Genomic DNA, 12,900 nt, shown 5'->3' on the forward strand with positions numbered 1-12,900 from the left:
GGAGATCATACAGCCATGGCGCGTTACATTTTCATCACCGGCGGTGTGGTCTCGTCGCTTGGCAAGGGTCTGGCCTCGGCCGCGCTCGGCGCGCTTCTGCAGGCCCGCGGCTTCACCGTCCGGCTGCGCAAGCTCGACCCCTACCTGAACGTCGATCCCGGTACGATGTCGCCCTTCGAGCATGGCGAGGTCTTCGTGACCGATGACGGGGCCGAGACCGACCTCGACCTCGGGCATTACGAACGCTTCACGGGGGTCGCGGCGCGGATGACCGACTCGGTTTCGTCCGGCCGGATCTATTCCAACGTGCTCGAAAAGGAACGCCGCGGCGATTACCTCGGCAAGACGATCCAGGTGATTCCCCACGTCACCAACGAGATCAAGGATTTCCTCAAGATCGGCGAGGACGAGGTCGATTTCATGCTCTGCGAGATCGGCGGCACCGTCGGCGACATCGAGGGGCTGCCCTTCTTCGAGGCGATCCGCCAGTTCAGCCAGGACAAGCCGCGCGGCCAGTGCATCTTCATGCACCTGACGCTGCTGCCCTACATCAAGGCGTCGGGCGAGCTGAAGACCAAGCCGACGCAGCACTCGGTGAAGGAGCTGCGCTCGATCGGCATTGCGCCCGACATCCTCGTGTGCCGCTCCGAGGGGCCGATCCCCGCCAAGGAGCGCGAAAAGCTGGCGCTGTTCTGCAACGTGCGGCCCGACGCGGTGATCGCGGCGCAGGACCTGTCCTCGATTTACGAGGCCCCGCTTGCCTATCACCGCGAGGGGTTGGACCAGGCGGTGCTCGACGCCTTCCAGATCAGCCCGGCCCCCAAGCCCGACCTGACGGTCTGGGAGGACGTGGCCGACCGCATCAACAACCCCGAGGGAGAGGTGCGCGTCGCCATCGTGGGCAAATACACGCAGCTGGAAGACGCCTACAAATCCATCGCCGAGGCGCTGACCCATGGCGGCATGGCCAACCGGGTGAAGGTCCGGGCCGAGTGGATCGACGCCGAGATCTTCGAGCGCGAGGACCCGGCCCCGTATCTCGAGGGCTTCGCCGCGATCCTGGTGCCCGGCGGCTTCGGCGAGCGCGGGACCGAGGGCAAGATCAAGGCCGCCGAGTTCGCGCGGACGCGGAACGTGCCCTATCTCGGCATCTGTCTCGGCATGCAGATGGCCGTGATCGAGGCGGCGCGCAACCTCGCCGACCTGGGCGATGCGGGCTCCGAGGAATTCGACCACGAGGCGGGGAAAAAGCGGTTCACGCCGGTGGTCTACCACCTCAAGGAATGGGTGCAGGGCAACGCCAAGGTGACGCGCAAGAAGACCGACGCGAAGGGCGGGACCATGCGACTGGGGGCCTATGACGCGGTTCTGAAGGCCGGCTCGCGCGTGGCCGAGGTCTATGGCGCCACCGCGATCGAGGAACGGCACCGCCACCGCTACGAGGTGGACATCAAGTATCGTGAGGCGTTGGAGGCCAAGGGCCTGTGTTTCTCGGGGATGTCGCCCGACGGCCGCCTGCCCGAGATCGTCGAGGTCGAGGACCACCCGTGGTTCATCGGCGTGCAGTTCCACCCGGAACTGAAGTCGAAGCCCTTTGCGCCCCACCCGCTGTTCCGCGATTTCGTGCGCGCCGCGAAGGAAAACTCGCGGCTGGTCTGAGGCGGGCGGAAAACTGCAGTTTTCCGGGCTGGAAAACTCGAGTTTTCCAGCGTTTTCCTCGAGGAAAACGCCGCCTTACTCGGCCGCCTGTGCCTGTGCGCCCATCACCTCGTCCCTGATGATCGACGCGATCAGCCGCGCGTCGGCCTCGGAAAAGGTCAGCGGCAGGCGCATGTCGATCAACCCCGCGAGGATCGCGTCGGTCCGCGGCAAGCGTTGCGCAGGCGCGTAGCGCCAGCTGTCATAGCGCGAGGTGAAGGCGACCGGTTCGGCCGCGCCGAACCATTTCAGTTCCACCCCCCGCGCCGCGCAGGCGGCGACAAGCGCACGCACCGCCTCGGGCGACCAGCCCGGCAGCAGGAACTGGATCGACGAGCCGACGATGCTTTCCTGCGGCGGTCGTTCGATCACGGACAGGCCGGGCGTGTTGCGCAGCCCCTCCTCCACCGTGCGGTAGAGCGCGTTCCAGCGGGCGACCTGTGCCGCGAGGTCAGCCAGCTGCGGACGCAGGATCGCGGCGCGCAGATGGTCCATCCGGCCCGAGACATTCGGGGTCTCGTACTTTACATTTTCGAACCTATCCACAGAAGGGCCCACAGAGTGACGGCCGAAAAGCATGTAGGAACCCGACAACATGATCGCACGGGCCATGATGTCGGGATCGTCCGACACCAAGAGCCCGCCCTCGCCGGAATTCATGTGCTTGTAGGTCTGGGTCGAGTAGCAGCCGATCACCCCGTGCCGTCCCGAGGGCACGCCCTTCCACGCGGCCCCCATCGTGTGCGCGCAATCCTCGATCACCTGCACCCCGTGGGCCGCGGCGACCTCCATCAGCCGCTCCATGTCGCAGATATGGCCGCGCATGTGGCTGAGAAGCAGAACGCGCGCGCCCGTCGCCTCGGCCTTGGCGGCCAGGTCGTCGATGTCGATGGTCAGCGCCTCGGTCGTCTCGACGAAGACCGGCTCGGCGCCCACGCTGGCGATGGCACCGGGCACCGGGGCCAGGGTAAAGCCGTTCGACAGCACCTTGTCGCCATGGCCCACGCCCAGCGCCCTGAGCGCGCAGCCCATGGCGTAGCCGCCCGACGCGACGGCCAGCGCGAAGCGTGCGCCGGTGCAGGCGGCAAATTCGCGCTCCAGCGCCGAAACCTCGCCCTCCTCATCCCCGATGAGGTTGTAACGGTGCAGGCGGCCCGAACGCATCACGGCGACGGCAGCCTCGATGGCGGCCTCCGGGATCGGTTCCTGCTGGGTGAACTTGCCGGTGAACACGGGTTTTTCCATGCGCGGAGAATTGGACGCCGCAGGCCCGCCGTCAATGCCCGTCAGGGGATCAGCCGGTCGACCACCGCGTCGAGGCCGTCGTAATGGTCGATCAGCGCCTCGGGCTGCAGATCGGCCACCGCGCGCCCCGTCGGCCCGAAGGTCACCAGCGCGCAGGGCCGCCCGGCGGCGCGCGCCGTCTCGCGGTCGGTCACCGTATCGCCGATCAGGATCGCGCGCCCCTCGGCCCCGCCCGCCTGCAGGATCGCCTCGCGCAGGGGCGCGGGGTCGGGCTTGCGCACGGGCAAGGTGTCGGCCCCGATCATCGAGGCGAACTCGCCCCGGATGCCCAGCCGGGTCAACAGCGTCTCGGCCAGCCCGGCGGGCTTGTTGGTGCAGATGCCCACGGCGATGCCGTTGGCTTTCAGGCGATAAACCGCCTCCATCGCGCCGGGATAGAGCCGCGTGTGGGTGTCGATGGCCGCGCCATAGGCCTCGAGCAGCACGGGATAACCCGCCTCGACCATCGCCTCGACCTCGGACACGGGCAGGGCCAGCCGTCCAGCGGCCAGCCGCAGCATCGCGCGGCCGCCGCGAAAGGCGGTGGCGTCGTCCGCGCCCATCAGAAGTTGCGGGGCATGGCCCAGCACGCCCAGCGCGGCATTGGCCGCAGCGATCAGGTCGCCGGCGGTGTCGGCAAGGGTTCCGTCGAGATCGAAAATCACGCAGCGCATCGGGGCCTCGGGGTGGCGGGGTTCCGCCGACCCCTGTAACAGGCCGTTGGGCAAAGTGAACCCGCCCGCGCTTGCGCCACCGCACGTCTGGGGTAAAACGGCAACAAAAGAGGGAAAGCAGGCACAAATGGCAGGAACAGGCACTCCCCGGCCCATGGCGCTGGTCATCCTTGCGGCGGGGCAAGGCACGCGGATGAACTCCGACCGGCCCAAACCGCTGCACACGTTGGGCGGCGTTCCCTTGATCGCCCACGCGCTCGCCGCGGGCGCGGCGCTGGAGCCGTCCCGGATCGTGGTCGTCACCGGCCACGGGGCCGAGGCGGTCGAGGCGGCGGTGGCCGATCTTGCCCCCTTTGCCAACTGCGTGCGCCAGACCGAGCAGCTGGGCACCGGGCACGCGGTGTTGCAGGCCGCCGAGGCGCTCGAAGGGTTCGAGGGCGACGCGCTGGTGCTTTACGCCGACACGCCCTTCATCCGCGCCGAGACGCTGACCACCATGCAGGCCGCCCGCGCAGCCCATGACATCGTGGTGCTGGGCTTCGAGGCCGCCGATCCGGGCCGCTACGGGCGGCTGATCCTGCAGGGCGACCGGCTGGAGCGGATCGTCGAGGCCAAGGATGCCACGCCCGGGGAACTGGCGGTGACGACCTGCAACTCGGGCCTTCTGGCCGCCGATGCCGCCACGATGATGCGGCTCCTGCGCGCCGTGGGGAACGACAATGCGTCGGGGGAATACTACCTGACCGACCTGCCCGCGCTGGCGCAGGCCGAGGGGCTGTCGGCCACCGCGATCCTGTGTCCCGAGGCCGAGACGCTCGGCATCAACTCCCGCGCGGAACTGGCCGCGGCGGAAGCGGCCTTCCAGGCGATGAAACGCGCCGAGATGATCGAGACGGGTGTCGCCATGCAGGCCCCCGAGACGGTCTTCTTCGCGCTCGACACCTGGGTCGGCCGCGACGCCGAGATCGAGCCGAATGTCGTCTTCGGCCCCGAGGTCACGGTGGAAAGCGGCGCGCGCATCCGCGCGTTTTCGCATCTGGAGGGCTGCCATGTGAGCGCGGGCGCAGTCATCGGCCCCTATGCGCGCCTGCGCCCCGGCGCCAAGATCGGCAATGACGCCCGCATCGGCAATTTCGTCGAGGTGAAATCCGCCGAGATCGGCGAAGGCGCCAAGGTCAACCACCTCAGCTACATCGGCGATGCCGAGATCGGCGAGGGCACGAACGTGGGCGCGGGCACGGTCACCTGCAACTACGACGGCGTGATGAAGCACCGCACCATCGTGGGCCGCGGGGCCTTCATCGGGTCGGACACGATGCTGGTGGCCCCCGTCACGGTGGGCGACCGGGCGATGACGGCCTCGGGCTCGGTCATCACGGAGGACGTGCCCGAGGGGGCGCTGGCGCTGGGACGCGCCAAGCAGGTGAACAAGCCCGGTCTCGCGGTGCGGCTGATGGAGCGGCTGCGCGCGATCAAGGCAGGCAGGAAAGGGTAGCCCCATGTGCGGGATCGTCGGAATTCTGGGCAGTCACGAGGTCGCCCCCCTCATCCTCGAGGCGCTGAAGCGGCTGGAATACCGCGGCTACGACAGCGCGGGCATCGCCACGCTGCAGGATGGCCAGCTCGACCGCCGCCGCGCGGTGGGCAAGCTCTACAACCTGTCCGACCGGCTGGTCCACGAGCCGCTGGCAGGCAAGGCCGGCATCGGTCACACCCGCTGGGCCACCCATGGCGGCCCGTCCGAGGCCAACGCCCACCCCCATCGCGCGGGCCGGGTCGCGGTGGTGCATAACGGCATCATCGAGAATTACCGCGAGCTGCGCGCCGAACTGTCCGACAAGCCCTTCGAGAGCGAGACGGATACCGAGACCGTGGCGAAGCTCTGCGAGCGGTTCCTGGACGAGGGGCTGACGCCGCAAGGGGCCGCGGCCGAAACGGTGAAACGGCTGGAGGGGGCCTTTGCGCTGGCCTTCCTCTTCGACGGCGAGGACGACCTGATCGTCGCCGCCCGCCGCGGCTCGCCCTTGGCCATCGGGCATGGCGAGGGCGAGATGTTCGTGGGCTCCGACGCCATCGCGCTGGCGCCGCTGACGCAACGGATCACCTATCTCGACGAGGGCGACATCGCCTTCGTCACCCGCGCGGGCGTCGAGATCCGCGACGCGGCAGGCCAGCTTGCCAACCGCGAGCTGCGCGTCATCAGCGCCGAGGCCGCCGCCGTGGACAAGGCCGGGCACCGGCATTTCATGGCCAAGGAGATTTTCGAGCAGCCCACCGCGCTGGCCGATTGCCTGCGGCATTACTCGGACGGCAAACAGGTCTCGATCCGCGAGGGCGACCTCGATTTCGCCGCGACCGACCGGCTGATCCTCGTGGCCTGCGGAACGGCGCATTACGCCTGCCACGTGGCGAAATACTGGTTCGAGCAACTCGCGGGCCTGCCCTGCGACGTCGATATCGCCTCCGAGTTCCGCTACCGCGAACCGCCCGTCTCGAACCGCTCCACCGCCCTTTTCGTCAGCCAGTCGGGCGAGACCGCCGACACGCTCGCCGCGCTGCGCTACGCCCGCGACAAAGCCGAGCGGATCGTCTCGGTCGTGAATGTCGCCGAAAGCTCCATCGCGCGGGAAAGCGACCTCGCCCTTCCGATCCTCGCCGGTGTCGAGGTCGGCGTGGCCTCGACCAAGGCCTTCATGAACCAGCTGGGCGTTCTGGCCCATCTCGCCATCATGGCCGCCCGCCAGCGCGGGCGCATCGACGCCCCGCGCGAGGCCGAGCTGCTGGCGGGCTTCGCCGCGCTTCCGGGGCTGATCAACCAGGCGCTCGCGCTGGAGCCGAAGATCGAGAAACGCACCCGGCGGTTGGCCGAGGCGCGCTCGGTCCTGTTCCTCGGGCGCGGCGCGATGTTCCCGATGGCGCTGGAGGGCGCGCTGAAGCTCAAGGAAATCAGCTATATCCACGCCGAGGGCTATGCCTCGGGCGAGTTGAAGCACGGCCCCATCGCGCTGGTGGACAAGACCGTGCCGGTGGTCGTCCTTGCCCCGCGCGATGCGCTTTTCGACAAGACCGTCTCGAACATGCAGGAGGTCATGGCCCGCGAGGGCCGGGTCTGGCTGGTCACCGACGCCGAGGGGGCCGAGGCCGCGGGCGATGGCGTCTGGCAGACGCTGGTGATGCCGACCGTCGACCCGGTCTTCGCGCCGCTGCTCTACGCGGTGCCCGCGCAGCTGATTGCCTACCACACGGCGCTGCATAAGGGCACCGACGTGGACCAGCCCCGCAACCTGGCGAAGTCGGTGACCGTGGAATGAGCCGCCTCGGCCCGGCTGACCTGACGCTGAAGGGCCGCCACGTCAGCCTTGTGCCGCTGTCGCCCGACCACGCCGCGCCCCTGTCCGAGGCCAGCGCCGAGGGCGATCTGCACCGGCTGTGGTACACCACCGTGCCCGCCCCCAAGGGCATGGCTGCGGAGATCGACCGCCGCCTGCGCCTGCGCGAGATCGGCGCCATGATCCCCTTTGCGACGCTCGACGCCACCGGCCGCCCGGTCGGGATGACGACCTACATGAACATCGACCATGCCACGCCTCGGGTCGAGATCGGCTCGACCTGGATCGCCCCCTCGGCGCAGCGCGGGCCGGTGAACACCGAGGCCAAGCGCCTGATGCTGGGCCAGGCCTTCGACACCTGGGGCTGCCTTGCCGTGGAATTCCGCACCCATCGCCTGAACCACCAGTCCCGCCGTGCCATCGAACGGCTGGGCGCACAGCTCGACGGCATCCTGCGCGCGCATATGCGCCAGCCCAACGGCACGATCCGCGACACGGCGGTCTATTCGGTGACGGCGGCGGACTGGCCGACGGTGAAAGCGCATCTCGACTGGCAGATCGCGCAGCCGCGATGAAGGCGGAGGACGCCATCGCCGCGCTGCGCGCCCATGCAAACCCCGTCAGGGCCGACGAGATGCGCGCCTATCACAAGCAGACGCGGGAGGTTCTGGGCCTGTCGAACGCGGTCACGGGCGAGCTTGCCGCGGAGTGGCGGAGCGCCCTCGATCTGCCTCAGCTCGTGGCGCTTGCGCAGGGTCTCTGGGAGAGCGACATATTCGAGGCGCGGCTGGCGGCGGGAAAGCTGTTCCTGCAAGCCCGGATGCGCCCGGACGACACGGCCGCATGGGACTGCATCGCGGGCTTCGTGCCCGGATTCGACAGCTGGGCCATCGCCGATGCCGTGGCGCAGGGCGGCGCGAAGCGCCTGCTTCAGAACCCCGCGCGCCTCGACCAGGTCGAGGGCTGGATCGCCTCGGAACACATGTGGACCCGCCGCGCGGCGCTGGTCTTCACCCTGCCCTTCACCAAGTCGCGCCATCCCGCGCCGACCGAGGCGGCAGCCCGCGCCCGCATCCTCGGTTGGTGCGAAACCCTCGCCCCGGAGCGTGACTGGTTCATCCAGAAGGCCGTGGCCTGGTGGCTGCGCGAGCTGTCGAAACGCGAGCCCGACAGGGTCCGGGGCTGGCTCGCCGAGCACGGCCCGGACCTGAAGCCCTTCGCCGCGAAAGAGGCGGCGCGCCACCTGCCCGGCTGATCCGCCATCCGGACCGATACCCCCGAGGGGGCACGGACCGCGACCAGCGGCCAGCCACGCGAATTTTCGTACGAAAATTCACGGATCGCCATGCGAATTTTCGTACGAAAATTCGCAACCGCGCCGCGCACGCGGCGCGCGCCTCAGACCTCGGGCACGCCGCCGGACATCACCGTCAGGAACCAATCGGTGTCGATGTTGCCTCCGCACAGGATCACGCCGACCTTCCTGCCCGCCATCCGGTCGCGCTCCTGCATCAGCGCCGCCAGCGGCGCGGCCCCCGCCCCCTCGGCGAGATTGTGAATGTCGCGGTAATAGATGCGGATCGCCTCGGCGATCTCCGCGTCCGACACGGTGACGATCCGCTCCGCCCCCGGCCCGTAGATCGCCAGCGCCTCGGCCACCGGCACCCGCACGGCCATACCGTCGGCGAAGGTGCGCGCGCTCTCGGTCTCGATCAACTGCCCGGCCTCGGCCGAGAGCTTCGCGGTCTGGGCCTTCTCGCTGACGACGCCCACGATCTTCGTCTGCAGCCCCAGCGCGTCGCGTGCGAGGAGCGTGCCGCAGATGCCCGAACCGCAGCCGATCGGGACATAGACCGTGTCGAGATCGGGCACGGCACTCAGCAATTCCAGCCCGTAGGTCGCCACGCCGCGCACAAGCTCGGGGTGGAAGGGCGGCACGATCACCAGACCCTCTGCCTCGGCCACGCGATAAGCCTCCTGCCGGGCGGTGTCGAAATCCTCGCCGAACTCGATGACCTCCGCGCCGAAGGCGCGCATCGCGGCGTTTTTCTCGACCGAGTTGCCGTGGGGGACATAGACCTTGGCGGTCAGCCCCGCCGCCACCGCCTGCCGCGCCTGCCCCTGCCCGTGGTTGCCCCGCGTCGCGGTGCAGATGCCGCGCGCCTGCGGGTGGGCGCGCGTCACCCAGTCGATGAAGGTGATCGCGCCGCGCAGCTTGAAGGCGCCCGTGGCGGTGTGGTTCTCGTGCTTGACCCAGACCTCGGCCCCCGTGCGCGCGGCCAGCTGCGGCCAGGCATATTGCGGGGTCGGGGCCATGTGCCGGGTGACCAGCGCATGAGCGGCGTGCAGCTCGTCGAGGGTGAAACGCATGATGGGTCTCCTTCCGGGCGTGCAGCGTGGCGCGGCGGGCGCGCGCTTGCAATCCCTGCCGGGGCGGCTACCCCTCGGGGAACGCAAGACAGGGGAAACGACCATGCATGTTCTGATCACGGGCGCGAACCGCGGCATCGGCGCGGGGCTGGCGGCGGCCTACATGGCGCAGGGTGCGGAGGTGACCGCGACCGCGCGGGACGGGGTCGGCACGGCGCGGCTCGACGTGACAGACCCGATGTCGGTCCGGGTGCTGGCCGACAAGATGGGGGACCGGGCGGTCGACCTGCTGATCTGCAACGCGGGTGTCTATCTCGACAGGGGGGAGAGCCTCGAGGACGGCTACGCGCCCGAGCTCTGGGCGCGGAGTTTTGCGGTCAATGTCACCGGCGTCTTCCTGGCGGTGCAGGCGCTCTTGCCGAACCTCGGGCGCAGTTCGGCTCCGAAGATCGCCATCGTGGCGAGCCAGATGGGGTCGACCACCCGCGCACCGGGCGGCAGCTACATCTACCGCGCCTCGAAGGCGGCGGCCATCAACCTCGGGCGCAACCTTGCGACCGATCTTGCGCCGCGGGGGATCGCGGTGGGGATCTATCACCCCGGCTGGGTCAGGACCGACATGGGCGGAGCGGAGGCCGAGATCGGAACGGACGAGGCCGTCGCGGGGCTGGTCGCGCGCTTCGAGGCGCTCGACCTGCCGCGCACGGGATGTTTCGAGACCTGGGATGGCCGGCCGCACGCCATCTGAGCGGGTTTCGCCGCGCCTTCGGCGCACCGACCCGGCGGCGGGCGCACGCCCGCCGGGGGACAAGTGGCGAGGGCTGTGCCCCTTGCGCACCTGGGGCATGTGGCAGGCCGGTCGCCTCCGTATTTGGGGGAAGATGAAGGCCTCGGGAACAGCACCCCGCGGCAACCGGCCCCTTGCGGGTCGCCCCCTGCCGCCGTAAGAGGCGCGGCGACTGGCAGGGGGACGCACCATGCCCATTCTGGTGATGAAATTCGGCGGCACCTCGGTCGCCACGCTCGACCGCATCCGGCGCGCCGCCAAGCGCGTGGGCCGCGAGGTCGCCAACGGCTATGACGTGATCGTCATCGTCTCGGCCATGGCGGGCGAGACCAACAAGCTGGTGGGCTTCGTCGAGGAGACCTCGCCGCTTTACGATGCCCGCGAATATGACGCCGTCGTCAGCGCGGGCGAGAACGTGACCGCGGGGCTGATGGCGCTGACGCTGCAGGAAATGGACGTGCCCGCGCGCAGCTGGCAGGGCTGGCAGGTGCCGCTCAAGACGACCTCGGCCCATGCCGCGGCCCGGATCGAGGAGATCCCGCCCGCCAACATCCTGAAGAAATTCGGCGAGGGCATGAAGGTCGCCGTCGTGGCGGGCTTCCAGGGGATCAGCCCCGAGGGCCGGATCACCACGCTGGGGCGCGGCGGCTCGGACACCACCGCGGTGGCCTTTGCCGCGGCCTTCGAGGCGGAACGGTGCGACATCTACACCGACGTGGACGGGGTCTATACCACCGACCCGCGGATCACGTCCAAGGCGCGCAAGCTCGACCGGATCGCCTTCGAGGAGATGCTGGAGCTGGCCTCGCTCGGGGCCAAGGTGCTGCAGACCCGCTCGGTCGAGCTGGCGATGCGCTACAACGTGAAGCTGCGGGTGCTGTCGAGCTTCGAGGAAATGTCGGATGACGCAGGCACGCTGGTCTGTGCCGAGGAGGATATCGTGGAAAGCAACGTGGTGGCCGGTGTGGCCTTCTCCCGCGACGAAGCCAAGATGACCCTGCAGGGCATCGAGGACCGGCCCGGCATCGCCGCGGCGATCTTCGGGCCGCTGGCCGAGGCGGGCGTCAACGTCGACATGATCGTGCAGAACATCTCGGATGGCGGCACGACCGACATGACCTTCTCCTGCCCGGTGAACGAGGTGAAGCGCGCCGAGAAGGCGATGGCGGATGCCAAGGAGGCGGGGCTGATCGATTTCGCCGGCCTGGTGGCCGATACCGATGTCTGCAAGGTCTCGATCGTCGGTATCGGGATGCGCAGCCACGCGGGCGTGGCGGCCAAGATGTTCCAGACGCTGCGCGACGAGGGCATCAACATCAAGGTCATCACCACGTCCGAGATCAAGGTCTCGGTGCTGGTCGACCGGAAATACCTCGAACTGGCGGTGCAGGCGCTGCACGACGCCTTCGGCCTCGACAAGGCCGCCTGACGCGTCCGGCGCTGCGCGCAATATATGCGTGCAGCGCAATGCTGCATTGCAGCATGACCTCTAACCCGGCGGTGCCGTTGGCCCTATCTTGGCGGTCAACAGGAACACGAGCCGAGACAAGAGGTGTCCCATGGCAACCCAGACCCTTCACGCCCCCAGCCGCCCGCTTCGCCTTGCCGCGCCGGTCAAGGGCGTCTTCGCCGCGCTTGCGAGAGCCTTTGCCGCAAGCTCGGGCGCGCAGGACCGCTATGACCGTGTCCGCCGCCTGCAGGCGCTGAGCGATGCGGAACTGGCCGAGCGCGGGATCGCGCGCGACGACATCGTGCGCCACGTCTTCTCGGACATCTTCGCGGTCTGAGCGCGCGGGCGGGCCTGCATCACGCAAGGCCCGCCGCGATGCCCCAGGCCAGCGCGGCCAGGGCAGAAGCCCCTGTGCGCAGGTGGTTGAGCCGGGTCCAGTCGCGTCGGTAGCCCGGCCAAAAGGCCGCAAGCCCCGGCGCATCCCCGGCCAGCGCCTCGAGGCGGCGGTTCATCGGAACGTTGCCACGCCCCGTCACGGCCATGACGCCAAGCAGACAGGCAAGTGCGCCGGTCAGGGTCAGGGCCTGCGCCGCCCCCTGCATCTGCCAGAGCGCCAAACCGCCCAGCGTGAGCGAACCGGGCGCGAAGCCGATCAGAAGCACCATGAAAACCGAGCGGTAGACGGTGCGGTTGAGCCCGACCATCCCCGCCGCCCCCGCCGTTCCGGGGGCCGCGGCCAGCCCCCGCATGACGAAATCCGAGAAGCCCAGGAAGACGCCCGCGACGAGTGCCATGAGGATCGCGGAGAAGAGCAGGATCCAGCTCATTTCGCCCTCTCCTCTCAGCTCGACAGGCCGACGGCGCGGCGCAGGTAGGCGCCCTCGCCCACGATGCGCGCAAGAAACGCGGCCAGGTCGGCGCGGTTGATCTTGAGGTCGAGACCGCGGGCGCTGTCGGGCACATCCTCCACCGGCGGGCGGGCGGTCGGCGCATCGGTGAAGGCCCCCGGCCGCACGATGGTCCAGTCGAGGCCCGAGGCCTCCACCAGCCGCTCCTGCAGCTCGTGATCGCGGAAGACGGGGGCGAGCAGCGCGCCGAACATCACCCGTTTCCACCAGAAGTTCAGCGTGCCCCAGCTGTCACGCGCACCCAGCGTCGATTGCACGACAAGGCGGCGGATGCCCGCCTGTTGCATCGCGCGGATGACGGTGAGCGTGCCCTCCGACCGGATGGTCGAGCGGCGCGCGGCCCCGGCCCCCAGCACGACCAGGGCGGCGTCATGGCCGGGCATGGCCGCGGCGACATCGG

The 12,900-nt window shown here is 69.3% G+C and carries 13 protein-coding genes; 8 read left to right on the top strand and 5 right to left on the bottom strand.

Going from position 1 to position 12,900, the window contains the following annotated elements; translation table 11 throughout:
- Positions 1-15: 15 nt before the first annotated feature.
- Complete coding sequence (locus QQK83_RS10710; protein WP_284264110.1) at positions 16-1,659, top strand: CTP synthase; 1,644 nt, start codon at positions 16-18, stop codon at positions 1,657-1,659.
- 75 nt (positions 1,660-1,734) lie between these two features.
- Here QQK83_RS10710 and QQK83_RS10715 read toward each other — a convergent pair whose 3' ends face one another.
- Together QQK83_RS10715 and QQK83_RS10720 are read right to left on the bottom strand one after the other, a co-directional pair.
- Positions 1,735-2,943, bottom strand: a complete 1,209-nt coding sequence (locus tag QQK83_RS10715) for a DegT/DnrJ/EryC1/StrS family aminotransferase (RefSeq protein WP_284264112.1) — start codon at positions 2,941-2,943, stop codon at positions 1,735-1,737.
- Positions 2,944-2,984: 41 nt separating this feature from the next.
- Positions 2,985-3,656 (bottom strand): HAD-IA family hydrolase, encoded by a 672-nt coding sequence (locus QQK83_RS10720; protein WP_284264114.1) that lies wholly within the window; start codon positions 3,654-3,656, stop codon positions 2,985-2,987.
- A 154-nt stretch (positions 3,657-3,810) separates the two neighbouring features.
- On the opposite strand from QQK83_RS10720, the gene glmU reads away from it, so the two are divergent.
- From glmU to QQK83_RS10740, 4 genes are read left to right on the top strand one after another with little or no spacing between them, the layout of a single operon-like run.
- The gene (glmU, locus tag QQK83_RS10725; protein WP_284264116.1) at positions 3,811-5,151 is read left to right on the top strand and encodes a bifunctional UDP-N-acetylglucosamine diphosphorylase/glucosamine-1-phosphate N-acetyltransferase GlmU; all 1,341 of its coding nucleotides are present in this window, start codon (positions 3,811-3,813) and stop codon (positions 5,149-5,151) included.
- Between the two features lie 4 nt (positions 5,152-5,155).
- Positions 5,156-6,967 (top strand): glutamine--fructose-6-phosphate transaminase (isomerizing), encoded by a 1,812-nt coding sequence (glmS, locus tag QQK83_RS10730; protein WP_284264118.1) that lies wholly within the window; start codon positions 5,156-5,158, stop codon positions 6,965-6,967.
- Positions 6,964-7,560 (top strand): GNAT family N-acetyltransferase, encoded by a 597-nt coding sequence (locus QQK83_RS10735; RefSeq protein WP_284264120.1) that lies wholly within the window; start codon positions 6,964-6,966, stop codon positions 7,558-7,560. The genes glmS and QQK83_RS10735 overlap by 4 nt, the downstream gene beginning before the upstream one ends.
- Positions 7,557-8,240 (top strand): DNA alkylation repair protein, encoded by a 684-nt coding sequence (locus QQK83_RS10740; protein ID WP_284264122.1) that lies wholly within the window; start codon positions 7,557-7,559, stop codon positions 8,238-8,240. The genes QQK83_RS10735 and QQK83_RS10740 overlap by 4 nt, the downstream gene beginning before the upstream one ends.
- 143 nt (positions 8,241-8,383) lie before the next feature.
- On the opposite strand, the gene QQK83_RS10745 is transcribed toward QQK83_RS10740, so the two are convergent.
- The gene (locus QQK83_RS10745; protein WP_284264124.1) at positions 8,384-9,355 is read right to left on the bottom strand and encodes a threonine dehydratase; all 972 of its coding nucleotides are present in this window, start codon (positions 9,353-9,355) and stop codon (positions 8,384-8,386) included.
- Between the two features lie 103 nt (positions 9,356-9,458).
- Between QQK83_RS10745 and QQK83_RS10750 the strand changes: the two genes are divergently transcribed.
- The 3 genes from QQK83_RS10750 to QQK83_RS10760 all read left to right on the top strand — a co-directional run bounded on the left by QQK83_RS10750 (position 9,459) and on the right by QQK83_RS10760 (position 11,929).
- Complete coding sequence (locus QQK83_RS10750) at positions 9,459-10,103, top strand: SDR family NAD(P)-dependent oxidoreductase (protein WP_284264126.1); 645 nt, start codon at positions 9,459-9,461, stop codon at positions 10,101-10,103.
- A 229-nt stretch (positions 10,104-10,332) separates the two neighbouring features.
- On the top strand, positions 10,333-11,571 hold the full coding sequence (locus QQK83_RS10755; protein ID WP_284264128.1) for an aspartate kinase: 1,239 nt from the start codon (positions 10,333-10,335) through the stop codon (positions 11,569-11,571).
- A 130-nt stretch (positions 11,572-11,701) separates the two neighbouring features.
- The gene (locus QQK83_RS10760; RefSeq protein ID WP_284264130.1) at positions 11,702-11,929 is read left to right on the top strand and encodes a hypothetical protein; all 228 of its coding nucleotides are present in this window, start codon (positions 11,702-11,704) and stop codon (positions 11,927-11,929) included.
- Between the two features lie 19 nt (positions 11,930-11,948).
- Here the strand turns inward: QQK83_RS10760 and QQK83_RS10765 are convergent, their stop codons facing one another.
- Positions 11,949-12,419, bottom strand: a complete 471-nt coding sequence (locus tag QQK83_RS10765) for an anthrone oxygenase family protein (RefSeq protein ID WP_284264133.1) — start codon at positions 12,417-12,419, stop codon at positions 11,949-11,951.
- A 14-nt stretch (positions 12,420-12,433) separates the two neighbouring features.
- Positions 12,434-12,900: NAD(P)-dependent oxidoreductase (locus tag QQK83_RS10770; protein ID WP_284264134.1), on the bottom strand; the 467-nt coding region annotated here is incomplete at its 5' end.

The sequence above is a fragment of the Roseicyclus amphidinii genome, assembly GCF_030163755.1.
GTDB classification, from domain to species: Bacteria; Pseudomonadota; Alphaproteobacteria; order Rhodobacterales; family Rhodobacteraceae; genus Roseicyclus; species Roseicyclus amphidinii.

Excerpts from the sequence above, each read along its gene's own strand:
- QQK83_RS10710 (WP_284264110.1), top strand. The coding sequence starts at position 16 with ATGGCGCGTTACATTTTCATCACCGGCGGTGTGGTCTCGTCGCTTGGC.
- QQK83_RS10715 (WP_284264112.1), bottom strand. The coding sequence starts at position 2,943 with ATGGAAAAACCCGTGTTCACCGGCAAGTTCACCCAGCAGGAACCGATC.
- QQK83_RS10720 (WP_284264114.1), bottom strand. The coding sequence starts at position 3,656 with ATGCGCTGCGTGATTTTCGATCTCGACGGAACCCTTGCCGACACCGCC.
- glmU (WP_284264116.1), top strand. The coding sequence starts at position 3,811 with ATGGCGCTGGTCATCCTTGCGGCGGGGCAAGGCACGCGGATGAACTCC.
- glmS (WP_284264118.1), top strand. The coding sequence starts at position 5,156 with ATGTGCGGGATCGTCGGAATTCTGGGCAGTCACGAGGTCGCCCCCCTC.
- QQK83_RS10735 (WP_284264120.1), top strand. The coding sequence starts at position 6,964 with ATGAGCCGCCTCGGCCCGGCTGACCTGACGCTGAAGGGCCGCCACGTC.
- QQK83_RS10740 (WP_284264122.1), top strand. The coding sequence starts at position 7,557 with ATGAAGGCGGAGGACGCCATCGCCGCGCTGCGCGCCCATGCAAACCCC.
- QQK83_RS10745 (WP_284264124.1), bottom strand. The coding sequence starts at position 9,355 with ATGCGTTTCACCCTCGACGAGCTGCACGCCGCTCATGCGCTGGTCACC.
- QQK83_RS10750 (WP_284264126.1), top strand. The coding sequence starts at position 9,459 with ATGCATGTTCTGATCACGGGCGCGAACCGCGGCATCGGCGCGGGGCTG.
- QQK83_RS10755 (WP_284264128.1), top strand. The coding sequence starts at position 10,333 with ATGCCCATTCTGGTGATGAAATTCGGCGGCACCTCGGTCGCCACGCTC.
- QQK83_RS10760 (WP_284264130.1), top strand. The coding sequence starts at position 11,702 with ATGGCAACCCAGACCCTTCACGCCCCCAGCCGCCCGCTTCGCCTTGCC.
- QQK83_RS10765 (WP_284264133.1), bottom strand. The coding sequence starts at position 12,419 with ATGAGCTGGATCCTGCTCTTCTCCGCGATCCTCATGGCACTCGTCGCG.